Source organism: Flagellimonas ochracea (assembly GCF_009903685.1).
GTDB lineage: Bacteria > Bacteroidota > Bacteroidia > Flavobacteriales > Flavobacteriaceae > Flagellimonas > Flagellimonas ochracea.
The window spans coordinates 229,683-255,124 of sequence record NZ_JAAABI010000003.1; the positions used below are offsets into that span (position 1 = coordinate 229,683).

Sequence of the window (25,442 nt, forward strand, 5' to 3'; positions counted from 1 at the left end):
AGAAAGCAAAATTAGACCACGGTCATCAAAATTGCAGAGACAACCGTCCTCAGAATAAGGACATTTTAGAGTGCTAATTCCTTAGGTAGGGAAGACGTATATTTTTTGAGTAGTGTCCGAAGTTGAGTAGTGCTTCTTAGCCCACATGCCAGTGATACGGCACTTACCTTTTCTCCTTTGGAAAGTAATTGCACCGCTTTTTCCACCCTAAGTTTATCCAGATAGTTGCCAATGGTTATTCCAGTGGTTTTTTTGAAGAGGCGAGTAAGATTTCGGGGACTCATGTGTACCTTTTCGGCCAAATCTTCGATGGATTTTTTTATGTCCAGATTCTGGGCCAAGGCATCTTGCACTTGGTGGATTCGAGTTTCAATATGATTGCGGTACTGTAAAAAAACACTGAGTTGGGGGTCGCTTGGAGAACGACGAAGATAGATGACCACTTCTTTGGCAATTTTGGAAGCAAAGACCGAACCATAGAGTTCCTCTAGTATAAAAAGAGCCAAATCAATTCCTGAGGATACCCCTGCGCTGGAATACAAGTTGTCATCTTTTACCAGTAATCGGTCCTGTAAAAGGTTAACCTTTGGGAATTTTTGGGCAAAATCCTCGAAATACTTCCAATGGGTAGTGCATTCTTTTCCATCCAATAATCCAGCAATGGCCAAAACATAGGCCCCAGTACATATAGAACAAATTTTGGCTTTATTTTGATTCTGAATTTGGAGCCAATCAAAAAAACGCTGATTTTTTTCTTTAAAACTGCTAGCAAAAAGAAGGTATGATTCCAACCCTGGAATGAAAAGTAAATCGTCCTGTAAAAGAGAAAAATGGGAATAGGGTTGAAGATTGCCCAATGCAATTCCTGCACTGGATCGTTCTTCAACGCTATTGCCCATCGCTAGGTAATGCGTTTCTATTTCAGCTCCATATTCCCTGGCCTCATAAAATAAATGGGCCGGACCAGTGATGTCCAAAAGCTGGACTTCGGGCGGAACAAGGAAGAAAGCACGCATGAATTAGTTAAAGTGTTATCCCAAAAACGGATATCTATAGTCCTCGGGAGTAACAAAAGTTTCCTTGATTAATCTAGGAGATACCCAGCGCAACAAATTCTGTGCTGAACCTGCCTTATCGTTGGTGCCCGATGCTCGTGCTCCACCGAATGGTTGTTGACCCACAACAGCACCAGTGGGTTTATCATTGATATAAAAATTACCAGCGCAGTCTTGCAATGCTTTGGTAGCTTCTTCAATGGCATAGCGGTCTGTGGATAATACAGCTCCTGTTAAAGCATATTCCGAAGTGCCATCTACCAATTTCAAAGTATCGGACCAATCTTTGTCCTCATAAACGTAAATTGTCACAACCGGACCGAAAAGCTCAGTACACATAGTGGTATACTTTGGATCTTGGGTCAAGATCACAGTGGGTTCAATAAAATAACCCACAGACTTGTCGTAAACGCCACCAGCAATAACTTCAACATCTTTATCCTTTTTGGCTTGATCAATATATTTGGCCAGTTTATCAAAAGCGCCTTCATGAATTACGGCTGTAACAAAATTGCTCATATCTGCCGGAGATCCCGGTTTGTTGAAAGAGGCAACGTCCGCTTTTACCAATTCTAATACTTCATTGGCAATGGACTTTGGTAAATAGACCCTTGAAGCGGCACTACACTTTTGCCCCTGTAGTTCAAAAGCACCACGGGTAATGGCGGTCGCCACTTGCTTTGGTTTTGCTGAGGGGTGGGCAATAATAAAATCTTTGCCTCCTGTTTCCCCAACAATTCTAGGATAGGTTTTATAGGTATGAATATTGGTCCCGATTTGTTTCCAAAGTTCTTTGAATACAAATGTTGAACCCGTAAAATGTAGTCCCGAGAAATCGGGGCTGGAAAGTACGGTGTCCGTAATCATAACCGGATCACCGAAAAGTACATTGATTACACCATCCGGAAGTCCGGCCTCTTTAAATACGTCAATGATGACCTTTGCAGAGAAAACTTGGCTATCGCTGGGTTTCCATATAACCACATTGCCCATCATGGCCGCACTGGCCGGAAGGTTACCCGCAATGGCCGTAAAATTGAATGGGGTTATAGCATAAACAAAGCCTTCCAACGGACGGTATTCCACACGGTTCCAAATACCTTCGGAGGATTCAGGTTGTTCATTATATATCTGGGACATAAACTCCACGTTGAAGCGCAAAAAATCAATGAGCTCACATGCCGCATCTATTTCTGCTTGGTGGATGGTCTTGGATTGCGCCATCATGGTGGCGGCGTTTATTTTTGCCCGATAGGGACCTGCTAATAACTCGGCTGCTTTTAAGAAGATGGCGGCACGTTGTTCCCAAGGCAGGTTGGCCCACGCTTCTCTGCTTTCAAGCCCATTGGCAATGGCCTCCTCAACATGTTTTTTTTCAGCCAAATGGTATTGCCCGACCACGTGTTGATGTTCGTGAGGTGGGGACATTGGTTTGGTGTTTCCTGTTTTTATTTCCTTGGACCCAATATAAAGGGGAACTTCCACATTTCCCGTATAATAGGCATTGTATTGTTGAAGGACTTCTTCCCGTTCTGGTGTGCCGGGGGCATAACTTTTTACAGGTTCGTTAAAGGCTGTTGGAACTTGAAAAAAACCGTTTCCCATGATGTTGCTTTTTTGGTGTTAAAAATTCCATCAAAGGTAGTGAATCGAACAGCGAATAGAAAAAGATCTTTGATCAGTTTATGGCAAAAGGAGCAGCAAACTTAAAAGTGGGTATGTCCACCTCAAATTCTTCGGTTGTGGTAAAGTTCACCATTTGATAAAACCCTTGCATGGCACCAATGGGAGAGGCTAAAAGGCAGCCAGAACTGTAGGTGTGGGATTTTCCAGGTTTGATTACTGGTTTTCTGCCAACAACACCCTCGCCATCTACGGTCTCCATTTCTTTAAGGGCATCGAAAATGTCCCAATGTCTTGCGGTCAATTGAACGGTGTCTTTGCTTAGGTTTTCTATGGTAATGTTATACCCAAAAGCATAGTGCATTTTGTAGTTTTTAAAAAAAGTGCCTTCAAATGTGGTTTTAACCGAAACCTTTATCCCTTTGGTAACTTGCGTGAACATAATTCAATAGGTAAAAACACTCCCAGTTAACAACATGATTACCGCAAACAATGCCAAAATGGTAAACACCGTGTTCAAAAAGAGGTATTTCAAAATCGTTTTAAATCTTCCTTGCCCATAAAATTTTCGCATCGCCTTGTACAGATATATTCCGAAAACCAACAAAAAAATACCAGCGGTCGATGTATCAAAAATTGTGTCTATTATCAAGCTAAGGAGAAGCAATATAAACAATAATGATTGGTTGTGGAAACTAAAGATCAGATGATCGGTGTAGGTATATTTTTTTCTGATGTAGACCAACGAAATGAACACCGCAAAGATCGGCAAAAAGAAAAATATAACAAAAGGCAGCTTGGACAGGGTTGCATTGATGAAACTTCCCGGTTGCCGAATAACCTTCAACAGACTGCTGGAGAAATTGAATGCCATTTTGTTGTTCAACGTATTGTCGACACCATACTTTTCCATGGAATCATCAAAACTTTCCAGTCCATCATGGCGTATCATATTTGAGAAAAATTCCATTTTGGAAGATAATCCATTGACTCCAGAACCATGCTTAATGGTTTGAAAGTAGCCCCTTGGGTCGGCCAGCATTAAAGAATCTCGCTCAATTTCCTGTATGTTGGCCTCAAAAACTCCCAAGGAATCCAGTTGCTCCATCGTTTGCACTACCTCGGCATTTTTGGCACCCAAGGAATCGAGCTTCAGGAGTGCTTTCTCTGCTTGCTTTTGAATCTCAGCATTATCCGCAGAGATTTTACCGGTGGACATATCAAAAGAAAAAGGATTGCTATTGTTTGGTCCTCCCTCTAAGCTCTTCGCTGCTTTGTCCCAGCTACTGAAACTGTTGTTATAGCTGAACATCAAAAAATAAAGGAAAGCCAGGCTTAACAAAAATCGAAATGGATTGGTGTAGGTCACCCGTTTTCCCAGTACATAGTCCTTTGTGATGCTGCCGGGTCTCAGCAAAAGGGAATAAAGTGTCTTTAGCAGCTTTGAATCGTAGTTGATAAGGCTTGAAAAAAACTCATCAAAAAAATCCTTAAGAACCAGTTTCTTGGTACTGTTGGCCTGAGAGCAGTTGGGGCAGTATTTATCGCTTATATCCAAAATGTGGCCACAGTTTAGGCATTCCGTACCCCTAAATTTGAGTTCGTACCTTCCTTTGGAGATTAAACCATTTTTTTTGCCCACGGAAAAATATTTTTCCTAAAGATAATTAATTGCTGATGTTTCTAGAATTGACCGAACCAATCCCGATGATGCTGTCATAGAGCTCACCGAAATCCCTATAATAAACTAGAATAAGGTAGTTGTTCTCGGTGAAATGAAAATTGCCGCTCACATAGTTCAGGTCAATGTTGCCATCAGAACGTTCAACCACATATTTATAATTGTAAAAGCCTTGTTTCATGGTTAAGGTAAGTTCCATGTTGCCACTTTCTGGATTGAAGACCATCTTATTCTCTTCCCCAAGATCATAGTTGTTGAATTTTCCGATAACAAAAACATTGTCCAAACCAATTTCATTGGAATAGGGCAGGCTAAAATGCACTTTGGAATACTCGGCTTCGCGGGAATCATCCTCTCCCTGTAACGTTCGCACCACAAAATCACCATTGATGTCCGGAAAGTAGGTGTAAGACTGATCATAGCGGTATTCGTTCGGGAAAAGATAGTGGTGGTAGAGTTCCTTAAACTCAATTTTGGAAACGGCAAAAGTGGGAGACCGAAGGTCTTTGGTGTCGAAATTCAAAAACTCGTTTCCACCATAAAAGCTCGTTTCTTGATCGTATTTATACACCAATTCGGTACCAATGGTAAACTGTGGTTTTATGTCGTAGCGTGCTGTAGGCCAAAAATGATTCTGGATTATGGCAACCTTTATCTCTCTTTTTGGATTGACCACAGGGAAGCCAGCCGTATTGATATAAAACTGAACCACCTGTTTCTCCATCAAGAAGTTAAAATCCCGGGAACGCTTTACCGTACCTGAGACCGAAACTGGATTGCGGTATACTACGAAACGTCTCGAAAACTGTATTTCCCCATAGCTGTTGTAAATTTCCAAGACATAATTTCCAGTTACTTTAAGCCGTACATTTTCATTGGGAAGGGTCAATCGGTAATTGGAATAGGGCTGAAGGGTATTATAACTGTTTTCGTAGTTGATGATTCTTTGATTGTCCATACCAACCAGGTATTGCGATTTCAACAGTTGGGATGGGGTCCAGTCGTAGTCGCAATGGATTATTTTATAGTAGTAGTCTTGCTCACTGGCCGTAAGATCATCAAATTCAAGCAAAATATTCTCGCCGAGTTGCACCACTGGAAATTGATCTTCGGTAGGGCCTTTGAAAATAACTGTTTTAATATGGTATGGGGGATTGACTTCTTCCTGCACCTGGGCAAAAAGTCCTGTAGCACAAAAAACCAATAAAACTTGTTTGATCAAAAAACGCATTTAGGGCATATTTTGGAGGTAAAGGTAAACAAAAAGTATGCCCATCAAATTTGACTCGATGTAATTCCAATTTTAATGGATAATAATTATGAAAACAATCCTTTAAGTACTAAATTTGCGCCAATTTCGATAACAAAAGGTCTACAACAATATGTCCAAAGACATCCGGATTAAAAAGGGGTTGAACATCAATCTCGTAGGGGCAGCAGAACATACTACTTCCAAAGCCGTTTCTAGCAACACATATGCCCTAAACCTAAACGATTTTCACGGGATTACTCCCAAAATGCTGGTTAAAGAAGGAGAAGAGGTGAAAGCAGGGGAGCCTTTGTTCTATGACAAAAAAATGCAGGATATGCACTTTGTTTCCCCGGTGAGCGGAGAATTGGTGGAGATTGTGCGCGGGGCACGAAGACGTATACTTACGCTCAAAGTATTGGCTGACAAAGAGCAGGATTACATGATTCACAAAGTTCCTGATTTGGATACTGCGGATGCTGAAGAGCTCAAAACCTATTTGTTGCAGACAGGAGGATGGCCTTTCATCAAACAACGTCCTTATGACATTATCGCAAACCCCCAAAAAACCCCAAAGGCGATTTTTATTTCCGGATATACCACAGCACCTTTGGCAGCCGAGTTGGATTATGTATTGCAGGATAAAAGACAAGAAATGCAAGCGGCCATTACAGCACTTGCCAAGCTCACCCCTGGAAAGATACATGTCTCAGTGGGCAAGAAAGGAGATTCTGTTTTGGAAAGAATGAAAGGTGTTGAACTCCACAAGGTTTCTGGACCTCATCCTGCAGGTTTGGTGGGTACCCAAATCAATAAAATTGATCCAGTGAACAAAGGAGAGGTCGTTTGGACCATCACCCCACAGGATTTGGTGATTATGGGCGAATTGTTGTTGACAGGAAAGTTCAATGCAGAACGTGTTGTGGCCTTGGCGGGTTCGGTAATTAAGAACCCAAAATACTATGTCACTAAAATTGGTGCTGAGATTTCCACATTCTTATATGCAAGTGGTGTAAAGCAGGAAAAATTCCGATTGATCAACGGTGATGTGCTCACCGGATCAAAAACAAATACAGAAGGATATTTAGGGTTTTACAACAATACCGTTACGGCGATACCAGAAGGCGACGATTATGAATTCTTTGGGTGGAACAAACCTGTTTTTGATAAAATCTCCTCGACAAGGGCATTGACCTTCTCTTGGTTGCAACCCAATAAGAAATACGACTTGGATACCAATACCAATGGAGAACACCGAGCTTTTGTGGTAACGGGCCGCTATGAAGAGGTTTTCCCAATGGATATTTATCCTTTGCAACTTTTAAAGGCATGTATGGTAAAGGATTTGGATGAAATGGAACAATTGGGACTCTACGAAGTGGCGCCCGAGGACTTTTCATTAACTGAATTTATATGTATCTCAAAACAACCACATCAACAAATAATCAGGGAAGGATTGGATTTATTACAAGAAGAAATAGGATAAGTTATGGGATTGAAAGAAAAAATGCATGAAATCAAATTAAAGTATCAGGGCAAAAAAATGGCTCCAGCCTTTAATGCCTTCCATACTTTTTTGTTCACACCTAATGAAACGACACACTCAGGTAGTCACTTAAGAGCAGTGGACGATTTGAAGCGTACCATGAACACGGTCATTTTGGCCTTGGTTCCTTGCTTGTTGTTCGGAATCTTCAATGCAGGATATCAACATTATTCAGCCATTAATGGTTTCCCAGAAAACTTCTCGCTTTTTGAGCATTTTATCAATTGGGAAAACTTCATTTTGGGAGCGACAACGGTTTTGCCGTTAGTTGTGGTTTCTTATGGGGTGGGATTGTTAGTGGAATTTATTTTTGCCGTGATCAAGGGCCACGAAGTAGAAGAGGGCTATTTGGTAACTGGAATGTTGGTTCCGTTGATCGTGCCCATTGATACACCGCTTTGGATGTTGGCTGTTGCAGTTGTTTTTGGTGTCGTCATCGGAAAAGAAGTGTTTGGGGGGACGGGTATGAACATTTTGAATCCTGCCTTGACCATTCGGGCCTTCCTGTTTTTTGCCTATCCTACGTGGATGAGCGGTGATAAAGTATGGGTGCACGATGCCGTTGAACGCGCAGGAACGGCCGATGCAATTTCGGGAGAGACCATTCTAGGTTATCTCGCACAAGGAAATAATACAGAAATGTATGCCAAATACGACCTTTCCGAAATGTTTTTTGGATTTATTCCCGGTTCTGTCGGAGAAACTTCAACTTTACTAATACTTCTGGGAGGTCTCTTTCTGATTTTCACCAAAATAGCAAGTTGGAGAATTATGTTGAGCGCCGTACTGGGATCTTTGGCCATGGGCTTAATTTTCAATATGGTGGTAGATTTTGGCTGGATTCCCGAATACAGCAAGTTCTACGGATTGATGAGTTTTGATTTCTGGCAGCATCTTATTGTAGGCGGATTGGCATTTGGAATTGTTTATATGGCCACGGACCCCGTAACCGGTTCACAGACCAACAAGGGAAAATGGATTTATGGATTCCTGATCGGTTTTATTTCCGTGATGATCCGGGTTTTCAATCCTGGTTATCCCGAAGGTGTTTTCTTGGCCATTCTGCTAATGAATGTTTTTGCACCAACCATTGATCATTATGTAATACGTGGCAACGTAAGGCGACGAATGAAACGTATGAAAAATGCAACCATATTGCCGGATACCGTGGATGGTGCCGGAGCTGAATTAAAAGCTGAAACTGTATAAATTATGGCGATGAATACCGAAAAAAACAGCTACACTGTCATATTTGCCATCGTTATGGTAGTGGTCGTTGGTTCCATTCTGGCCTATCTGGCATCAGGATTGAGACCTAGAATTGACGAAAACGAGAGGTTTGAAAAGCAACAGAACATTCTGTACGCCATGGGCGTGAACGAGAACACCCCAGATAGTGGGGTCAACTTTGTTCCAACTGACATCGTGGAAGAAAAGTTCAATGAGTATATCATAGAACAATACGTGTTGGTCAATGGTGAAAAAGTTCCGAATGATGAAGCCTTTCTAATAGACATGAAAAAAGAATTGAACAAGATCAAAAATGGTAACGATGCAAGGTTGCCTGTCTTTGTAGGTGAAAAGAATGGTGAAAAGTCATATATCCTTCCCATGCATGGAAAAGGACTTTGGGACGCCATATGGGGTTTCATCTCTGTGGATGACAATATGGTAGTTCAGGGGGTGTATTTTGACCATAAGGCCGAAACCCCTGGATTGGGTGCTAATATTAAAATGCGCTTTTTCATGGACGATTTCAAAGGAGAGTCTTTATTGGAGGGAAATAGCTATGCTGGAATAGATGTTGCAAAAGGAAACAACGATCCATTGAACAACAACAAAGACGACAATGAAGTCGACGCCTTGGCTGGGGCTACAATTACTGGCAATGGAGTTTCTGCCATGATCAAGGAAACCTTGAACGTATACAAACCGTATTTAGAAACAATCAGAAAAAATTAGGATGGCACTACTTTCAAAAAAAGATGCAAATCTTATTCTAGATCCCTTGGCGGACAATAACCCTATTACTATCCAGGTATTGGGTATTTGCTCTGCACTGGCGATAACCGCAGAATTGAAGGCCTCGGTGGTAATGGCCATATCCGTACTCTTTGTAATGGGAGTTGGGAATGTGGTGATTTCCTTGCTAAGGAATGTAATCCCTTCAAAAATTAGAATTATCGTACAACTTATTGTTGTTGCTACCTTGGTGATTATCGTAGATCAAGTCTTAAAAGCTTTTGCTTACGAATTGAGCAAAACACTCTCAGTATTCGTTGGACTGATAATTACAAACTGTATTATCATGGGACGTTTTGAAGCGTTTGCCCTGGGTAATGGCATTCGCAGATCGTTTTTGGACGGTATTGGTAATGCCCTGGGCTATGGGGTAATTCTTATTATCGTTGGCTTTTTTAGGGAACTTTTGGGTTCCGGAACACTATTTGGAATTCCTGTACTGGGAGACCCCATCGCAAAAACCGGTTTGTATTCCATCGGTTATGAGAACAATGGATTTATGATTATCCCGCCTGCGGCGTTGATTGTTGTAGGAATTATTATCTGGGTACAACGTTCCAGAAATAGAGCACTAATCGAAGAAGCATAAATATTGGTATTATGTTAGAACATGTAGAATTATTCTTTAAGTCCATTTTTATAGATAACATGGTTTTTGCCGTGTTCTTGGGAATGTGCTCGTATTTGGCCGTGTCGAAGAAGGTAAGTACAGCCGTAGGTCTTGGAGCTGCCGTAATATTTGTGCTCGGGGTCACTGTTCCTTTGAACTGGCTATTAGATCAATATTTATTGCGTGACGGTGCTTTAGCATGGTTGGGACCTGAATATGCAGACTATAATTTGGGATTTCTTTCCTTCATCCTGTTCATCGCCACTATCGCCACCATGGTGCAATTGGTTGAAATTGTGGTGGAGAAATTTTCCCCTGCCCTCTATAATTCTTTAGGTATTTTCTTGCCATTGATTGCTGTGAACTGTGCAATTTTGGGAGGCTCACTTTTCATGCAAGCTCGCGAAATCCCTTCCCTAGGCCTTGCATTAAACTATGGAATCAGCTCGGGAATCGGTTGGTTCTTGGCAATTTTAGCCATTGCCGCGATTCGTGAAAAAATCAGATATTCTAACGTACCCGCGCCGTTGAGAGGATTGGGCATTACCTTTATCATCACCGGATTAATGGGAATAGGCTTTCAAAGTTTTGGGGGCATGTTGACTGGCGATAATGAGCCACCAGAAACACCAGAATCAACGACGACAGCCAAGACCGTAGAAGAAAAAGAAGTTAAGGAAGAGATTGAAAACGAAGAGAAAGCAATCTCTTATAATGATGCTATAAAAGAATAAAAATGATATTAGCTACATCAACCGGAGGTACTATTTTAATCACTATAGTGGCATTCTTGGTGCTCACCTTATTATTAGTGGCCCTGCTATTGTTCACTAAAGAAAAATTATCTCCATCAGGTCCTGTCACCATTACCATCAACGGGGAAAAAGAAATTGAAGTGGAATCGGGGAACTCCCTGTTGACCACACTAGGAAACAAGAAAGTGTTTTTGCCATCTGCTTGTGGTGGTGGAGGAACCTGTATTCAATGCGAGTGCCATGTCCTTTCTGGAGGGGGAGAGGCCCTACCAACGGAGACCCCACACTTTTCCAAAAGGGAATTGAACGAAGGTGCCAGGCTCGCTTGCCAAGTAAAGGTGAAGCAGGATATGGAAATAACCATTCCTGAAGAGGTCTTTGGTATTAAAAAATGGGATGCCAAGGTAGTGCGTAACTATAACGTGGCTTCTTTCATCAAAGAGTTTGTGGTCGAAATTCCGGAAGAGATGAATTACAAGGCAGGGGGCTATATCCAAATTGAGATACCACCCTGCGAAGTGAAGTATGAGGATATCGATATCACTGCCCACCCAAAAGAGCATGAAACCCCTGATAAATTTCAAGCAGAATGGGATAAATTCAATCTTTGGCCCTTGGTGATGAAAAATCCAGAGACTGTTGAACGCGCCTATTCCATGGCCTCTTATCCTGCAGAAGGACGAGAAATCATGTTAAATGTGCGTATAGCCACACCGCCATGGGATCGCTCTAAAAACGGTTGGATGGATGTAAATCCTGGTATCGCTTCATCTTATATTTTCGGTCTTAAAGAAGGTGATCCAGTGACCATATCGGGTCCATTTGGCGAATTCTTTATTAACGAATCCGATGCCGAAATGTTGTATGTAGGAGGTGGAGCAGGAATGGCACCGATGCGATCGCACCTTTATCACCTGTTCAAGACCTTAAAAACAGATAGAAAAGTAACCTATTGGTATGGCGGGCGTTCGAAAAGAGAGTTGTTCTACATCGACCACTTTAAGCAGTTGGAAAAAGAGTTCCCAAATTTCAAATTCTACATGGCCCTTTCAGAGCCCTTGGAGGAAGACAATTGGAAAGTGAAAAAAGACATTAATGATGAAGAAGGCGATGGGTTTGTTGGATTTATTCACAATTGTGTGATAGACAACTATCTCAATCATCATGAAACCCCTGAGGACATCGAACTTTATTTCTGTGGACCACCGTTGATGAACAAGGCTGTTCAAAAAATGGGAGAGGATTTTGGTATTCCAGATGAGAATATCAGATTCGATGATTTTGGAGGATAATGTTTGATTGGTCATTCCTGCGAAGGCAGGAATCTTAATAAAATAGAACCGATACCCATTAAAGTATCGGTTTTTTTATCATTAGTTATGGGACGAAAACTATCAGAACAAGAACTTCATAATTTGGCCATGAATATTGTGGGCAGGGAGTTGGAAGCCGATGGATTTGAATTTATGGCCATCAACAGTAAGCTTAAAAAAAACCCACAATACGTGTGTCTTAAAGAAAAACATCTTCACTTTATTGTAGTTAGAAACGTCGCATATCCAGACAATCCGAAACAATACGATAAACAGCTCATGCAGAAAGTTAAAGACCACGCTTTGAAATTTGAGGCCAAGACCTACTTTGCCGGAGTAGGGCTCTCCAATGCCTCCGACCAAAACGAGCCGGTCTACTTAAATGAGGAGTATATTGTGGACTATCAAGGATTAATTGAAATATAGATGAGAAAGACTTTACCCCTATTTGCAATTGCCATATTGTTATTCGGATGTGAGACCCAGTGGGTAAAAAACCAAAATCGGGGCAATGCCTTGGGAACCACGTATTCCATCCTATATATTTCTGAGGAACTGTTGGATTTTCAAAAGGAAATTGACTCCGTATTTCAAGTAATCAACCAATCACTTTCAACTTACATTCCCACTTCGGACATTTCAAAAATTAATGACGGTGATTCCACCATTGTGGTGGACCATATGTTTCAAGAAGTATTTGAAATTTCAAGTAAAGTCCATAAAGTGTCCAATGCATATTTTGACCCCACCGTGGGCGTTTTGGCAGATGCTTGGGGGTTTGGGCCAGGAAAACAGCTAGCGTTGGATAGTCTCCGCGTGGATAGTCTCTTGGATTATGTGGGTTGGGATAAGGTGAAATTGATGGAGAACCATACTATAAAAAAGCACCATCCAAGCGTCCGATTTGATTTTAATGCCGTTGCCAAGGGATATGCCATAGATCGTGTGGGAGCTCTTTTGGACGCCCAAGGTATCGAAAACTATTTGGTGGAAGTCGGAGGGGAAGTTTTGACCAAGGGTACCAATCTGGTATCTGGAAAAAAATGGACCGTAGGAATTGATGACCCGCAAGCGGAAGTGGGTAGAAAGCTCAAACTAATGGTTGCATTGGAAGACCAGGCGATGGCTTCTTCGGGGAATTATAGAAAGTTTAGGGTAGACCCTGAAACAGGAGAAAAGTATGTACACACCATTGACCCAAAAACGGGTTATACCAAAAACTCCTATGTTTTGGCTACCAGCGTTGTAGCTGACACCTGTGCAGAAGCAGATGCTTTTGCAACCGCGTTTATGGCGATGGACTTGTCCGATTCCAAAGAAGTTTTGGAAAATCAAGCGCAATTGGAGGGTTATATCATCTACTTAGATGAGGAGGGGAATGTACAAGAATACATGACCGAAGGATTCAAAAAACTTATTGTTAGATAATTATTTTCGGACCAAGGGTATAATTTCCCCTTTGGCCAAGTTGTACTTCTCGATTTCTTTTTGAGTAAATTGTTGGGTAAAGTCAACTTCTTCCACAGTAAACCCAACGGACCTAAGTTTATCAAAATAGTCCCTTCCGTAAATTCGAACATGGTCATATTGCCCAAAAATACGGGCACGCTCTCTTTTGTCGGTGATGGAATCGTCTTCGAAGGTTTTTGCTCTGCTGAGGTCTTGTGGTATTTGAAAAATACCCCAGCCACCTGGCTTCATAACACGATGTAATTCCCGAATGGCTTGGATGTCATTGGGAATATGTTCCAAGACGTGGTTGCACAGAATTACGTCAAATTCATTGTTCTCAAAGGGAAGGTTGCATATATCTGCTTTTACATCAGCTAAGGGTGAATTCAGGTCCGTGGTCGTATAATCAATTTTTTTTAGCTTTTTGAATCTTTCATAAAAAGCCTGCTCAGGAGCAAAATGAAGCACTTTGAGTTCATTGGTGAAGAAATCCGTTTCATTTTTTAAATATAGCCATAAAAGGCGGTGTCGTTCCAAAGAGAGGGTGGAAGGGGAGAGCACGTTCTCTCGAGGATTTTCATAGCCATATGGTAAAAAGGTTCTGAAGCTTTTTCCATCGATGGGGTCTGTATAGGTATTTCCTTTAAGAAAAAAAGCAACCAAAGGTCGCACCCAATAGCTTAATCGAATAAGTAAGGGTCTTGGAATTAGATTTAAAAAAAACTTGAAAATGTTTGACACGAATCACACAAATTTGCTCTAAAAATTACAAAACTACTTTTTGATTTGGGAAATTCAGAAAACTCGTGTCTACAGGACCAACCTTTCGCTTCTAAATTCATCTTCCTCATCGCTAGTAATTCCTAATGCATCATAAATATACTGGAATGTGGAAAGCAGTTCGGGCTTCCCATTTATCAGGGCCACATCATGTTCAAAATGGGCACTAGGTTTTCCATCGGCGGTCAAAATGGTCCAACCGTCCTTTAATTGTTTGATACGTCTAGTTCCCATATTGATCATAGGCTCAATGGCAACGACCATTCCATTGACGAATTTCTTTCCACGGCCTCGTTTTCCATAGTTGGGCATTTGTGGATCCTCATGCAGTTCCCTACCAAGACCGTGACCTACCAGTTCCCGAACAACACCATATCCATGGTCTTCACAATATTTTTGGATGGCATAACCGACATCGCCTACACGGTTTCCTTCTTTAAACTGTCGGATTCCGACATATAGCGATTCTTTGGTCACCCGCAATAATTTTTTTGTCTCTTCGGCTACTTCACCTACTTGAAAAGTATAGGCATGGTCTCCATAAAACCCGTTTTTTAGGGCACCACAATCAACTGAAATGATATCACCTTCCTTTAGGGGTTCGCTATTGGGAATACCATGGACCACTTGGGCGTTGGGACTCCAATTTAGAGTATTTGGAAAGTCGTACATTCCCAAAAATCCAGGTTCAGCACCTTGTTCCCGAATAAACTCCTCGGCCATTTTATCCAATTGCAGGGGATTGGCCCCGGGCTTTATTTCGGAGGCCAACAGACCAAGCGTACGTGAGACTACCAATGCACTTTCACGCATCAATTCAATTTCTTCCGAAGTCTTGATTTTTACCATGGCTGCAAAGATACATGGATTTAGAAAAATAAATTTAGCTGTATTCCAACGGAAGTTTAAAGTCGTTTAAGTCCTTTTAATTTGTCTTTGTCAACCTCAATGATACTAATGGCATATCCACCGCCTGGAGCACAGAATTGGTTCAACTTGGACTTTCTATTGACCTTATACTTGGCAATCTGATACGCCTTGGGATTTTTCCTGTAATGGGCATCCTTGGCATCAGCATAAAGGGTCATCAGGTACTCCTTGCCATCATCCAGGAAATCAAAAGAAATATTGGATGTTCTGGGTTTTTCGTCGTTGGTACGCCCAACAAACCAATTGTTCTTGCCCTTCTCTTTCCTAGCATAGGTAATGTAGTCACCAGGCTCTGCTTCAAGAACTATGCTCTTATCCCAGTCTAATCCAACATCCTTGATGAATTGAAAAGCGTCCATGTGCTTTTCATATACTTCGGGAAGATCGGCTGCCATTTGCAGAGGGCTGTACATGGTGACATACAGTGCCAATTGTCTTGCGATGGTAGTGTTGGCCCACGAATTGTTTGTTGGATTATGAACGCTCATGTCCTGTTCAAAAACTCCGGGTGTATAGTCCATAGGTCCACCGATCAACCTTGTAAACGGAAGAATGGTCGTGTGGTCCGGATTGTTTCCACCAAAGGCCTCAAATTCAGTGCCCCTTGCAGATTCGTTTCCTACTAAATTGGGATAGGTCCTGGATAAGCCCGTCGGGCGCACCGCTTCATGTGCATTGACCATGATTTTATATTCAGCGGCTTTTTTTACGGCATACAGATAGTGATTGACCGCCCACTGGCCATAGTGGTACTCTCCTCTGGGGATAATATTGCCCACATAGCCACTTTTTACGGCATTATAATTGTGGTTTACCATAAATTGATAAGCTGCATCCATGTGCCGTTCGTAGTTTCTGATAGAGCCGGAAGTTTCATGGTGCATCATTAAACGTACTCCTTTTTGGGCCGCGTAATCCCGCAGTCCTTCCAAATCAAAATCTGGATACGGGGTCAAGAAGTCAAAGACATAATCTTTGGATTTCCCAATCCAATCCTCCCAGCCTACGTTCCAGCCTTCAACCAAAACCTGGGCGAATCCATGTTCGGCCGCAAAATCTATATAGCGTTTAACTTTTCCCGTATTGGCGGCGTGTTTCCCGTTCGGCGTTAAATTTTCGAAATCGGTATCTTCCAACTTTACGCTGGGTACGTCAGCATAGGCCCAAGTACTTTTTCCGGTAATCATTTCCCACCAGACACCAATATATTTTACAGGCTTAATCCAAGAGGTATCTTCATAGGCCAAAGGCTCATTTAGATTCAAAGTAATAGTTGATAATAGGATATCACCGGCATTTTTACTGGCCATAATGGTGCGCCATGGTGTATTCCTTGGCGCTTGCATATATCCTTTATTGCCTACAGCATCAGGGGTCAAATGGGACTCAAAAACAAAAGTATCCTCATCCAACTCCAAATGCATGCATGCATATTCCACGAGAGCAGCTTCATGAATGTTGATGTAAATGCCATCATCCGTTTTCAACATGAGTGCTGTTTGTACCCCTGTTTTTGAAAATGGCGTTTGAGAAGCGTTTGGGGTGATTGCCTTGTTCATGAGACTGGAAATCTCGGAAAGCTTGGATGTGGTGTAATCGTATTCTTGGGTATCATAATCACCCGGTATCCAAAAGGCCTTATGGTCTCCCGTAAGTGCAAATTCCGTTTTCTCTTCAGAAATGACAAAATAAATCAAATTGGCCTGTTCCGGGAATTCGTATCGAAAACCCAATCCTTCATCGAATAGCCTAAATCGAATGTTCATGTAGCGGTCTGTAGCATCTTGCTTTAATTTGACCAAGAGTTCTTTGTAATGATTTCTTATTTCCGATTGTTCTCCCCAAACCGGACGCCACGTTTCGTCGTAGGTGGTTGACTCTGTATCCACAACCGAAAAACCGTCCAACAGATTTTCTATATCCTTGAGTTCAAAACCTAAACTACTTGGTTTGATGATTTCTTTACCCTCTAAAGACAGTTGATAGGTAGGAACGCCATTCTCCAACTCAAAATTCATGGTAAGTTGGGAATTTGGGGATACCAGTTCTTGCGAAAGTGCACAAATGGGTATCATGCACAGAAGGGATAAAAACAGCTTGTTCATTTTAATGGTTTTATACAAGGGATTCTTGAGTCATTGCTTTGGGTTGGGATATGCCCATGAGTTTTAGTATGGTAGGTGCCACATCCCCTAAAATCCCACTTTTGATTGTTTTGATGTCATCATCAACCAAAATCAGTGGTACAGGATTGGTGGTATGCGCCGTATTGGGACTTCCATCGGGATTTACCATGGTGTCGCAGTTGCCATGGTCGGCTATTACGATAGTGGAATACCCGTGTTCCAGGCCAGTGGTTATAACTTCCTTCGCACACTCATCTACGGTTTCGCAAGCTTTAATGGCCGCTTCCATAACCCCTGTATGACCTACCATATCTGGGTTGGCAAAGTTGAGACAAACAAAGTCTACTTCCTCTTTCTTTAATTCGGCTACGATGGCATCACGCACTTCATAAGCACTCATTTCAGGTTGCAGATCGTAGGTGGCCACTTTTGGGGAAGGGCAAAGGATTCGCTCTTCGCCATCAAAAGGTTCTTCTCGACCGCCGTTGAAAAAAAAGGTGACATGAGGGTATTTTTCAGTCTCAGCTATCCTAATCTGTTTTTTGTTGTGTTGGGCAAGTATTTCTCCCAGGGTTTCTTTGATGTTATCTTTGTCATATACAACCTTGATATTTTCGAAGGTGTCGTCGTAATTGGTCATGGTCACATAGTAGAGATCCAATTTATGCATGTTTTGCTCATGGAAATCCTGTTGACTTAGGGCCAGGGTAAGTTCTCGTCCTCTATCCGTTCTAAAATTGAAGAAGATGACCACATCACCCTCTTTTATTTTAGCTATGGGTTCTCCCTGGGTGTCAATCAAAACCAGTGGCTTTATGAATTCGTCCGTCACACCTTCATCATAACTCCCTTGAAAGGCTTTTTCCACATCACTGGATTTTTTCCCCACATTGTTGACCATTACATCATAGGCCAATTTGACCCGCTCCCAACGTTTGTCACGATCCATGGCGTAATAACGCCCAACAACTGTGGCCAATTGGGTATTCTTATCTTCACAGTAGTCAACGATATCCTTTAAAAATGCTTTTCCACTTTTTGGGTCCACGTCCCGACCATCGGTAAAGGCATGCACAAAGGACTTTTTCACACCGGTATCATGGGCGGCCTTTATTAGCGCTTTTAGGTGATTTATATGGCTATGGACCCCACCGTCACTTACAAGGCCCAAAAAATGAACTGCTTTGTTATTGGTTTTAGCATGGGAAAAGGCCTCTTTGAGCACCTGCTCTTCTTTCAACGTGTCTTCTAGCACAGCCTTATTGATTTTGGCTAAATCCTGATATACAATTCTCCCTGCGCCCAGATTCATGTGTCCTACTTCACTATTACCCATTTGACCTTCGGGCAATCCCACGTTCATGCCATCCGTTAAAAGCGTGGCATTTGGGTATTGGTTATAAAGCGAATCAATGAAAGGGGTGTTGGCTTGTTCAATGGCCGAAACTTTTGGATCTGGAGATTTGCCCCATCCATCCAAAATCATGAGGATTACTTTTTTGTTCATGCTAGCAAGTTGAATTTCAAAAATAGGACGATTTGACGCAAACCCCTAGTGTTTAGGCGGTTTTCTGAATATGGATTTGTTAATTTTTCGTAAGAAAAAATGTGACTTTGTTAAAGTTCGGTTATTTAACTGTTAATGCTGTAACATCTGCCGGTAATTCCAGTCTACTTTTATATCAGTTAATCTATAATCAAAAATTATTCATCATGAGAAAAACAATGTTATCATTGGTAGCCATCTGTATGTTGGTTGTCACCGGTGTCCAAGCCGCCGAAATTGAATTATCAGCAAACAGTGAGTCCACAACTGTTTCTGTAGAGCCCAATGCGCTGTGCAAAGCAGTCATGCAAGGCGATGTAGACACCGTTAAAAAACTTATTGAATCGGGAGAAGACGTAAACCGAAGGTCTTTGGGCATGGCTCCAATTCACTTTGCTGCACGTTACAACCAGGCAGAAATTCTTGAGCTGCTTATTGAAAATGGCGCTAAATTAAATAAACGTTGCAGCAAGGGATATACGGCAAAAAAACATGCTGAAATGTCCAATGCAACGGAATCCTTGGCAGTTATTGAAACGGCTATGAAAAAATAGAAAAGGAGTTTATTCATCCAAAACAAAAGGCCCATCCGATCGGATGGGCCTTTTTGGCTCATTTACGTATCAGTGTTCTTGTAAAAGAGTATAACAAAACAATGCTTTAAAAATCAAAACCGGTAAATGCCCTGTACAAAAAAGCGTAAAAAGCAATAAACAGCATTATTGCACAAAAAATGGAATATCCTTTTAAGAATAATACCAAATATCCCGGCTTGCAATCATCAAACGCTTCTGTATACAGATGTTTAAAGTGTAAAAGTGTTCCCATATGTTCTCGTATTGCACAGCACAAATGGGATAATAAGAAACAGGTAAAGACTTGAGGTTACCCAAAGTTAATGAAATCTGATCAACTCTACGCTATAATCGATGAACGTGCCGAATCTATCGACCTGAATATTTTTTGATAGCTTCTTTTATTTTTTCTATTCGGTTTTCAGGGTCTGGATGGGTACTCTGGAATTCCGGCACCCGATTTGGTCCGGCTGCCGTTTTAAGTATTTCCATCACCTTGATCATTTCGTAAGGATCGTATCCGGATTGGATCATGAAGAGCACACCAAGCTCATCACTCTCCAATTCATCGCCCCGTCCATTTTTGAGCAACGTATTTTGCCCTATACCACTAACCAGGTTGCCCATATCACCACCCACCGAAGCACCCGTAGCCAACGTTTGCCAAAAACTGCTCTCTGCAATACGCTCAGCGGAATGTCTACCGATTACGTGTCCAATTTCATGCCCCAGCACTCCGGCCAACTGGGCTTCATTCAATTGTGAAAAAAGGGCATAGGTAATAAAACATTGTCCCCCAGGCAGGGCAAAGGCATTAATGGTGCTGTCATCTGCCAACAGGTGAAAATCGTATTGATAAGGAGTTTCTCGCGCAATGCTGTTATTTACAAGTCTTTGACCTACCGCGTCCACGAAGGCTTGCATGCGTTCATCTGGATAAAGTCCACCATGTTGTTGCGCCATTTGGGGTGCACTTTGCAACCCTATCGCAATTTCCTGTTCCTCGGTCATATTTATGTTTTGCACTCTCCCGGTATATGGGTTTTCCTCTTGATTATTGCAACGTTGGATGAGTGCAAAAGCGACTATCGCAAGTCCAATTAAAATTCGGATTTTCCAGCTTCCTCTTCTCATGGCGACGGTGGTTGAAGGTTATCTCAAGATACAAAAAAAGGGTTATAAAAGTGCGGGGTTAATGTCCAAAATGTTGTCTTGGATATAGGTTCTTATAAAGCCCGTTGTGAAGTGTTCAGACCCCAAAAATTCCTCTTTTTGCATCAACTTTAGCACGTTCAGCTTCCGATAAGCCGTGAGCATGGGTATGGAAAGTGGGGCGTAGCTGTAATGCCAGGGTTCATATTTGAATCCCCGACGTCTGGGGTCATCGGTATACACCAGATAAAATCCATATTCTTCCGAATGTTGGTCCAACCAAAGTTTGAAGCTTTCAAAAGGACCTCCACTTTCAAATTTTTCGGGAACCAACACATCTCCAGATACTTTGGGGTATCCATCTATTATATCGATATCAGTACCCCAGTGATGCCTGCTGGTTCCTGGAATCGTGGAATATTCAATAATTTTATCAATGGCCTCCAAAGGAGCTATACCGCTATCTTCAGTAAATCGGAGGTATTTGCGCTCCCATATACCCTCTTGCCTGTAAAAATCCCGATAACTGGATATCATTTTTATATCGAAACCATCGGAATAGGCGGCTTTTTTCATTTTCACAAAAGCCTCATAAGCTTCTTTCCTCAGATTGATGCCCTCTCCAAAGAGTTCTATATCAGCTTTGCCCATTAATTCCCCAGTGCTGTAATCCACTTCTTGATTTGTGACAAAAAAAGGGGGTAAGGTGCATGCTAAACCAGATAGGGATGTGTTTTTAAGGAATGTCCTTCTTTTCATGAAAATGATTTTAAAACGAAGTTAATAACAATTTTTCAGTAAGCGATTCTGATTAAATCGGTTGCAAGGATGGTGCCATTATCGAGCTATGTAAACATAACCCTGCATTTTTTCTTGTTTGTCCTTTAGGGTAAGAAAATAGAAATATACTCCGCTTGACAATCCAGCATTTCTATTGATGACCATATTTTGGTTGGATATACCGTCAAATTCGTTGGCGTAATTAATCTTGGAGTACACCAAAATGCCATATCGGTTATAAATATTCAGGATGTTGTTTGGATTATTTTCAAGACCCTCTATTTTCAAAAAATCGTTTATACCGTCATGGTTAGGAGTAATGATGTAGTTGTTTGATGTTGTGGAAAGCGTTTCCAAAGGGTCTCTGTATCCACCCAAAGCAAGGACTGCGTAGTTATCTGGTATAAAAATTTCTGAAGTGATACTTCCGCTTTCTAAATCTCCGGTAATGGCAGATTTTCCTAAGTTCTCCCATTGGTTAGATGTTTTGCTCCAACCGACCACAGTTAGATTTTGAGCATCATCGGACAAAAGGGATGCAAGGCTTTCCGGTTCCCACCGAAAAGTAACCACAGAAGGGAGATTGCTTTCCAATTTCCAAAACTCCACTTCGCTTATTTGCAATTCCTCAGATTCTTTTAATGCAGTACCAAATTGTTCATCCAACAAAGTTGGATTATTGGGATTCTCATTAAAATAGGCACATTTGGCCAATTCGTTGACGGCTGTTGAAGCCAGGGTAAGGCTTCGCAGTCGAGCTCCATCGCCCACAGGAAAGGTAAAGAGTTCTTTATTGGTCACACTTGCATACCCATTTATATGCGAAGCATTTCCCACGCCAACAAAGAACGCCGAATCCATAAAATTGATACCAATGCTAGATGCATTTTTCTGTGTGGAAAGATTGCCTAAAATAAAATTAACATTATTGGCAACACGCATTGTATTGGATAAATTCAGGCCTTTTTCAGCAACTATTTCCAAGTCGTTAAAAACGGGTGTAATGACTCCTGAAAATTCCAAGGCATCCGCCCCATAAAACCCTACAAGTCCCCGATTGTTGTAAAAGGGGCCATCATTGGTCAAATTGGTATGAAACCCAACCAAGGCGTTCTCATGAAGCTGGAGGCTACCGAAGTTGTGAAAGGCCTCTTGGGCCATTGTCATTGTAATGCCAAATGTCATTGAGACGACAAAAAGCCACTTCCTTTTAGTTTGATGAATAGTGCTAAAAGAATTCATAAATCAAATATGGTAAACATAAATTCCGAGTCAAACCTACCTGTGTCGGTTCCTCCATTGTCGTTATCACCAATTATTACCTCAAAACCAGCATTGGTTTGGTTTAGGTATGAGATGCTGGGGTCATCGTTTCCAGTGCCTTCCCTACTTGGTTGTGCAATTTGGATGATGTAGTCAGCATCAACGACCAACCCTATTGGTAGATTTACCCGATAATGTCCAGCGCCAGCAAGTTTGGTCACGGTAACCCCAGGTGTAACCCGAACGGAGGTACCATCTCCAGCGATTTTTCCAAAAGCCTTTATTGGACTTTGATAAAAAGCACCACCATTTGATCCTGGAATGATCTCGTTGTTTGCATCAGCTGAAACAACTTCTGCTGTTTGGTTGACCATAGATTCATTGGTATATGTAATTAAGCCGGTAACGTTATCTTGAGTCAGCGACGTGACGGTATTGTCGTCTCCATCAACAATATCAGGAGGGATATTACTAAGAGATGCCCACTCACCATCAAAATCATTGGTTGTTATCTGAGTCTGGTCTCCTGCCTCATTGGTGTAGGTATAAGTACTGTTCAGATTATCAGTTAGTGTGGTGATGGTTTCTTCGGCACCATTAAAGGTTATTTCATTGTCTTGACCGTCTACCAGAGTCACTGTCCCGTCCCCATTATTGGTGAATGAGATACCTGAAGAAAGTTCACAAAGGTTTACCCATTGGTTCCCGGTGTGATAATGCAAGCAGGATGTGTCTACATTATATACCAATGCGCCATTAAGTGGATTTAGATTTGCCATTTGCTCATTGTTGAGCCTAGTGAGTACCAAAGCTTTATTGGTGCTTTCCAATTCCATGATGGAACCAGGGTCAATAATCTCCGGATTGGCACCTACTTTAACTTGAGAAAAAACAGCCATGGGTCCTACCAAGGCCAATAGAAAAAGAATTTTTTTCATTTGTCCATGATTAAACGTAAGGCTGAGGTAAAAAATGTTTAGTAGTAGCGGAGATAAAACATGCATTTTGCATGTTGCTACAAAGATAACCAAAAGTTTAAGAAAATAGTTCAGATATGGCCGATGTTGTTTTTAGACTCAACGGTCTAGAAAAACAAATCCTGTGTATTGCAGTTCCAAATCGTTTAAGGAGACCAAATAATAGTAGATGCCTTCAGGCAACCCTATATCTTGACTCATTATTAAACTACCAGTATTGGTTGTTCCCGTAAACTCATCCACATAATTATTTCTTTCATAGACCTTTTGGCCAAAGCGATTATAGATTTGGATGTTGTTATTGGGAGAATCAGACATACCGTCAATAATCAAAAAATCGTTGACCCCATCTCCATTGGGACTCAAAAAGTAGTTGCCCAAGGTTGGGTTGTTCACGGCAAATGTGTCCTTGGGCAGCGGAACCGTTCCAAAGGTAATGGCGGCATAATCACTGGGCACAAAGGTTTGGGATGTTAAAAAACCTTGATTGATGTCCCCACTTTGTGCAAAGTTTCCGATTATTTCCCATCGGTTGGTCACTTTGCTCCAACCGACAGCGATTATGGACTCGAAAGTAATATTGGGAATGCCGCCCAATGCACTTCTTGCATTCCAACTGATGGTTACCCTTCCTGGGACATTGCTTTCCACGACCCAAAATTCCCTATTGGAGACATTTCCAATTTCCCTGTTTTTTTCGAAGACATTAAAACTCTCAAGCAGAGAAGGAGGGTCTGAGGGGTCCTCGAAAAAATAAGCACAAAGAGCCATGGGAGGTGGATTCTCCGACTCCAAAACTAAAGGTCTTAATTGGTCCACATCCCCAACGGGAAAGGAGAAAAAATCTTGATTTGTTATGGCCGCAAAACCTGTTACTTTAGAATCGTCATTTTCTCCGGTAAAAAAGCCCGTATCGCCAAAATTGAGGAATATGTTTTTGTCTCCTTTGGAACTTATAATATCCCCATCCACAAAGTTCATGTTGTTTTCTACCGCCATGGCGTTTTGTAAAATCACACTGCCCGGAGCCATGACTTCTATATCGTTAAATGATGCAACCGTATTTCCCAATACCTGCAGCGCACTCCCTCCATAGAAACCGACCAAACCTTGGTTTTGATCAAATGGCCCATTGTTGATGAGGTTTGTATGAAAACCCAAATTGCCATCGGTATGGATGCGGATGTTTCCACTACCATTGTAAAGGCCGTTTTGGGCGTTGGTTATCACTGCAAAGAACAAAAATGGTATGTAGAGGAGTTTTTTCAAAATTAGAAATCGGTTACAGTGAAGTACCACTGTGCATCTAGTGGAGATGAGGTTAAAGAAGGCCCAGCCCCAACACTTAGCTGGGAGATTTGAACATCAAAACTTCCAGTTGCAGGAACATTTAATATTTCGATAGTTGCTTCTGGACCTGCACCCAATAAGGTAAGTTGAACAATGTAATTGGCATCTGTTGTAACTCCTACGTTAAAGGTAACGGTATAGTTTCCAGAACCGACACCATTTCTTATAACTGTAGCTCCTGTTATATTGGTTGAAGTACCATCTAAATTTATCTTTCCCATTGCAATTACAGAATTGGTAACTGCTACAGTAAAATCTTGGCCAGAAGGAGTGACGGTAATTCCAGTTCCAGCTGATATGTTTTGTATCTCGTTGGAAGCGTCTCCGTCCACTTCTGCGGTAAGATATCCGTTGTTGGCAACGAAGGCGTCCACGGCCGCCTCGTCCAATGTGGTGTCATCAAGGTAGGGGGACAGGTCAACGGTAGTGGGGTCGCCTGAAAGCGAAAGTGTGTTTGTGTTCAGATCAAGGTCCTGTATCTCGTTGGAAGCGTCTCCGTCCACTTCTGCGGTAAGATATCCGTTGTTGGCAACGAAGGCGTCCACGGCCGCCTCGTCCAATGTGGTGTCATCAAGGTAGGGGGACAGGTCAACGGTAGTGGGGTCGCCTGAAAGCGAAAGTGTGTTTGTGTTCAGATCAAGGTCCTGTATCTCGTTG

At 41.9% G+C, this 25,442-nt stretch carries 25 protein-coding genes; 9 read left to right on the plus strand and 16 right to left on the minus strand.

Going from position 1 to position 25,442, the window contains the following annotated elements; all coding sequences use genetic code 11:
* Positions 1 to 65: 65 nt before the first annotated feature.
* The 5 genes from GTQ34_RS11040 to GTQ34_RS11060 form a co-directional block, all read right to left on the minus strand.
* Positions 66 to 1,016, minus strand: coding sequence for a GlxA family transcriptional regulator (locus GTQ34_RS11040; RefSeq protein ID WP_166523866.1), 951 nt, complete (start codon positions 1,014 to 1,016; stop codon positions 66 to 68).
* Between the two features lie 15 nt (positions 1,017 to 1,031).
* On the minus strand, positions 1,032 to 2,660 hold the full coding sequence (gene pruA / locus GTQ34_RS11045) for an L-glutamate gamma-semialdehyde dehydrogenase (protein ID WP_166523867.1): 1,629 nt from the start codon (positions 2,658 to 2,660) through the stop codon (positions 1,032 to 1,034).
* Positions 2,661 to 2,733: 73 nt separating this feature from the next.
* On the minus strand, positions 2,734 to 3,120 hold the full coding sequence (gene apaG / locus GTQ34_RS11050) for a Co2+/Mg2+ efflux protein ApaG (RefSeq protein WP_166523868.1): 387 nt from the start codon (positions 3,118 to 3,120) through the stop codon (positions 2,734 to 2,736).
* A gap of 3 nt (positions 3,121 to 3,123) precedes the next feature.
* The gene (locus GTQ34_RS11055; RefSeq protein ID WP_166523869.1) at positions 3,124 to 4,320 is read right to left on the minus strand and encodes a DUF3667 domain-containing protein; all 1,197 of its coding nucleotides are present in this window, start codon (positions 4,318 to 4,320) and stop codon (positions 3,124 to 3,126) included.
* Between the two features lie 25 nt (positions 4,321 to 4,345).
* Complete coding sequence (locus GTQ34_RS11060; protein ID WP_166523870.1) at positions 4,346 to 5,590, minus strand: type IX secretion system plug protein; 1,245 nt, start codon at positions 5,588 to 5,590, stop codon at positions 4,346 to 4,348.
* Between the two features lie 151 nt (positions 5,591 to 5,741).
* On the opposite strand from GTQ34_RS11060, the gene GTQ34_RS11065 reads away from it, so the two are divergent.
* From GTQ34_RS11065 to GTQ34_RS11100, 8 genes are all read left to right on the plus strand, one after another.
* Positions 5,742 to 7,094, plus strand: coding sequence for a Na(+)-translocating NADH-quinone reductase subunit A (locus tag GTQ34_RS11065; protein ID WP_166523871.1), 1,353 nt, complete (start codon positions 5,742 to 5,744; stop codon positions 7,092 to 7,094).
* Between the two features lie 3 nt (positions 7,095 to 7,097).
* Positions 7,098 to 8,363 carry an NADH:ubiquinone reductase (Na(+)-transporting) subunit B gene (locus tag GTQ34_RS11070; RefSeq protein WP_166523872.1) on the plus strand — a complete coding sequence of 422 codons (1,266 nt, stop codon included), beginning with the start codon at positions 7,098 to 7,100 and terminating at the stop codon, positions 8,361 to 8,363.
* Positions 8,364 to 8,366: 3 nt separating this feature from the next.
* Positions 8,367 to 9,116, plus strand: coding sequence for a Na(+)-translocating NADH-quinone reductase subunit C (locus GTQ34_RS11075; protein ID WP_166523873.1), 750 nt, complete (start codon positions 8,367 to 8,369; stop codon positions 9,114 to 9,116).
* Between the two features lies 1 nt (position 9,117).
* Positions 9,118 to 9,765, plus strand: a complete 648-nt coding sequence (locus tag GTQ34_RS11080) for an NADH:ubiquinone reductase (Na(+)-transporting) subunit D (RefSeq protein WP_166523874.1) — start codon at positions 9,118 to 9,120, stop codon at positions 9,763 to 9,765.
* Positions 9,766 to 9,776: 11 nt separating this feature from the next.
* Complete coding sequence (gene nqrE, locus GTQ34_RS11085; RefSeq protein ID WP_166523875.1) at positions 9,777 to 10,520, plus strand: NADH:ubiquinone reductase (Na(+)-transporting) subunit E; 744 nt, start codon at positions 9,777 to 9,779, stop codon at positions 10,518 to 10,520.
* Positions 10,521 to 10,522: 2 nt separating this feature from the next.
* On the plus strand, positions 10,523 to 11,833 hold the full coding sequence (gene nqrF, locus GTQ34_RS11090) for an NADH:ubiquinone reductase (Na(+)-transporting) subunit F (protein WP_166523876.1): 1,311 nt from the start codon (positions 10,523 to 10,525) through the stop codon (positions 11,831 to 11,833).
* 87 nt (positions 11,834 to 11,920) lie between these two features.
* Entirely contained in the window at positions 11,921 to 12,280 is a 360-nt protein-coding gene (locus GTQ34_RS11095; protein ID WP_166523877.1) for a Na(+)-translocating NADH-quinone reductase subunit F, read from the plus strand.
* Entirely contained in the window at positions 12,281 to 13,282 is a 1,002-nt protein-coding gene (locus tag GTQ34_RS11100) for an FAD:protein FMN transferase (RefSeq protein WP_166523878.1), read from the plus strand.
* On the opposite strand, the gene GTQ34_RS11105 is transcribed toward GTQ34_RS11100, so the two are convergent.
* From GTQ34_RS11105 to gpmI, 4 genes are all read right to left on the minus strand, one after another.
* Positions 13,283 to 14,047, minus strand: coding sequence for a class I SAM-dependent methyltransferase (locus GTQ34_RS11105; protein WP_166523879.1), 765 nt, complete (start codon positions 14,045 to 14,047; stop codon positions 13,283 to 13,285).
* A 69-nt stretch (positions 14,048 to 14,116) separates the two neighbouring features.
* On the minus strand, positions 14,117 to 14,935 hold the full coding sequence (gene map / locus GTQ34_RS11110; RefSeq protein ID WP_166523880.1) for a type I methionyl aminopeptidase: 819 nt from the start codon (positions 14,933 to 14,935) through the stop codon (positions 14,117 to 14,119).
* A 56-nt stretch (positions 14,936 to 14,991) separates the two neighbouring features.
* Entirely contained in the window at positions 14,992 to 17,121 is a 2,130-nt protein-coding gene (locus tag GTQ34_RS11115) for a glycoside hydrolase family 97 protein (protein ID WP_166523881.1), read from the minus strand.
* A 10-nt stretch (positions 17,122 to 17,131) separates the two neighbouring features.
* A complete protein-coding gene (gene gpmI, locus GTQ34_RS11120; protein ID WP_166523882.1) occupies positions 17,132 to 18,649 on the minus strand; it encodes a 2,3-bisphosphoglycerate-independent phosphoglycerate mutase in 1,518 nt (505 codons plus the stop codon).
* Positions 18,650 to 18,855: 206 nt separating this feature from the next.
* Between gpmI and GTQ34_RS11125 the strand changes: the two genes are divergently transcribed.
* Complete coding sequence (locus GTQ34_RS11125) at positions 18,856 to 19,242, plus strand: ankyrin repeat domain-containing protein (RefSeq protein ID WP_166523883.1); 387 nt, start codon at positions 18,856 to 18,858, stop codon at positions 19,240 to 19,242.
* A gap of 106 nt (positions 19,243 to 19,348) precedes the next feature.
* Here GTQ34_RS11125 and GTQ34_RS16950 read toward each other — a convergent pair whose 3' ends face one another.
* From GTQ34_RS16950 to GTQ34_RS11155, 7 genes are all read right to left on the minus strand, one after another.
* Positions 19,349 to 19,516: a DUF6747 family protein gene (locus GTQ34_RS16950; protein WP_313790451.1), complete on the minus strand. Its 168-nt coding sequence runs from the start codon at positions 19,514 to 19,516 to the stop codon at positions 19,349 to 19,351.
* 116 nt (positions 19,517 to 19,632) lie between these two features.
* Positions 19,633 to 20,397: a M48 family metalloprotease gene (locus GTQ34_RS11130; protein ID WP_166523884.1), complete on the minus strand. Its 765-nt coding sequence runs from the start codon at positions 20,395 to 20,397 to the stop codon at positions 19,633 to 19,635.
* A 42-nt stretch (positions 20,398 to 20,439) separates the two neighbouring features.
* The gene (locus tag GTQ34_RS11135; RefSeq protein ID WP_166523885.1) at positions 20,440 to 21,174 is read right to left on the minus strand and encodes a M15 family metallopeptidase; all 735 of its coding nucleotides are present in this window, start codon (positions 21,172 to 21,174) and stop codon (positions 20,440 to 20,442) included.
* Positions 21,175 to 21,252: 78 nt separating this feature from the next.
* Complete coding sequence (locus tag GTQ34_RS11140) at positions 21,253 to 22,380, minus strand: gliding motility-associated C-terminal domain-containing protein (protein ID WP_235915025.1); 1,128 nt, start codon at positions 22,378 to 22,380, stop codon at positions 21,253 to 21,255.
* A gap of 53 nt (positions 22,381 to 22,433) precedes the next feature.
* The gene (locus GTQ34_RS11145; protein WP_166523886.1) at positions 22,434 to 23,396 is read right to left on the minus strand and encodes a hypothetical protein; all 963 of its coding nucleotides are present in this window, start codon (positions 23,394 to 23,396) and stop codon (positions 22,434 to 22,436) included.
* A 138-nt stretch (positions 23,397 to 23,534) separates the two neighbouring features.
* Positions 23,535 to 24,704 (minus strand): gliding motility-associated C-terminal domain-containing protein, encoded by a 1,170-nt coding sequence (locus GTQ34_RS11150; protein ID WP_166523887.1) that lies wholly within the window; start codon positions 24,702 to 24,704, stop codon positions 23,535 to 23,537.
* A 2-nt stretch (positions 24,705 to 24,706) separates the two neighbouring features.
* On the minus strand, positions 24,707 to 25,442 hold a 736-nt coding region (locus tag GTQ34_RS11155; RefSeq protein ID WP_208103880.1), incomplete at its 5' end, for a hypothetical protein.

Excerpts from the sequence above, each read along its gene's own strand:
- GTQ34_RS11040 (WP_166523866.1), bottom strand. The coding sequence starts at position 1,016 with ATGCGTGCTTTCTTCCTTGTTCCGCCCGAAGTCCAGCTTTTGGACATC.
- pruA (WP_166523867.1), bottom strand. The coding sequence starts at position 2,660 with ATGGGAAACGGTTTTTTTCAAGTTCCAACAGCCTTTAACGAACCTGTA.
- apaG (WP_166523868.1), bottom strand. The coding sequence starts at position 3,120 with ATGTTCACGCAAGTTACCAAAGGGATAAAGGTTTCGGTTAAAACCACA.
- GTQ34_RS11060 (WP_166523870.1), bottom strand. The coding sequence starts at position 5,590 with ATGCGTTTTTTGATCAAACAAGTTTTATTGGTTTTTTGTGCTACAGGA.
- GTQ34_RS11065 (WP_166523871.1), top strand. The coding sequence starts at position 5,742 with ATGTCCAAAGACATCCGGATTAAAAAGGGGTTGAACATCAATCTCGTA.
- GTQ34_RS11070 (WP_166523872.1), top strand. The coding sequence starts at position 7,098 with ATGGGATTGAAAGAAAAAATGCATGAAATCAAATTAAAGTATCAGGGC.
- GTQ34_RS11075 (WP_166523873.1), top strand. The coding sequence starts at position 8,367 with ATGGCGATGAATACCGAAAAAAACAGCTACACTGTCATATTTGCCATC.
- GTQ34_RS11080 (WP_166523874.1), top strand. The coding sequence starts at position 9,118 with ATGGCACTACTTTCAAAAAAAGATGCAAATCTTATTCTAGATCCCTTG.
- nqrE (WP_166523875.1), top strand. The coding sequence starts at position 9,777 with ATGTTAGAACATGTAGAATTATTCTTTAAGTCCATTTTTATAGATAAC.
- nqrF (WP_166523876.1), top strand. The coding sequence starts at position 10,523 with ATGATATTAGCTACATCAACCGGAGGTACTATTTTAATCACTATAGTG.
- GTQ34_RS11095 (WP_166523877.1), top strand. The coding sequence starts at position 11,921 with ATGGGACGAAAACTATCAGAACAAGAACTTCATAATTTGGCCATGAAT.
- GTQ34_RS11100 (WP_166523878.1), top strand. The coding sequence starts at position 12,281 with ATGAGAAAGACTTTACCCCTATTTGCAATTGCCATATTGTTATTCGGA.
- map (WP_166523880.1), bottom strand. The coding sequence starts at position 14,935 with ATGGTAAAAATCAAGACTTCGGAAGAAATTGAATTGATGCGTGAAAGT.
- GTQ34_RS11115 (WP_166523881.1), bottom strand. The coding sequence starts at position 17,121 with ATGAACAAGCTGTTTTTATCCCTTCTGTGCATGATACCCATTTGTGCA.
- gpmI (WP_166523882.1), bottom strand. The coding sequence starts at position 18,649 with ATGAACAAAAAAGTAATCCTCATGATTTTGGATGGATGGGGCAAATCT.
- GTQ34_RS11125 (WP_166523883.1), top strand. The coding sequence starts at position 18,856 with ATGAGAAAAACAATGTTATCATTGGTAGCCATCTGTATGTTGGTTGTC.
- GTQ34_RS16950 (WP_313790451.1), bottom strand. The coding sequence starts at position 19,516 with ATGGGAACACTTTTACACTTTAAACATCTGTATACAGAAGCGTTTGAT.
- GTQ34_RS11130 (WP_166523884.1), bottom strand. The coding sequence starts at position 20,397 with ATGAGAAGAGGAAGCTGGAAAATCCGAATTTTAATTGGACTTGCGATA.
- GTQ34_RS11135 (WP_166523885.1), bottom strand. The coding sequence starts at position 21,174 with ATGAAAAGAAGGACATTCCTTAAAAACACATCCCTATCTGGTTTAGCA.
- GTQ34_RS11140 (WP_235915025.1), bottom strand. The coding sequence starts at position 22,380 with ATGACATTTGGCATTACAATGACAATGGCCCAAGAGGCCTTTCACAAC.
- GTQ34_RS11145 (WP_166523886.1), bottom strand. The coding sequence starts at position 23,396 with ATGAAAAAAATTCTTTTTCTATTGGCCTTGGTAGGACCCATGGCTGTT.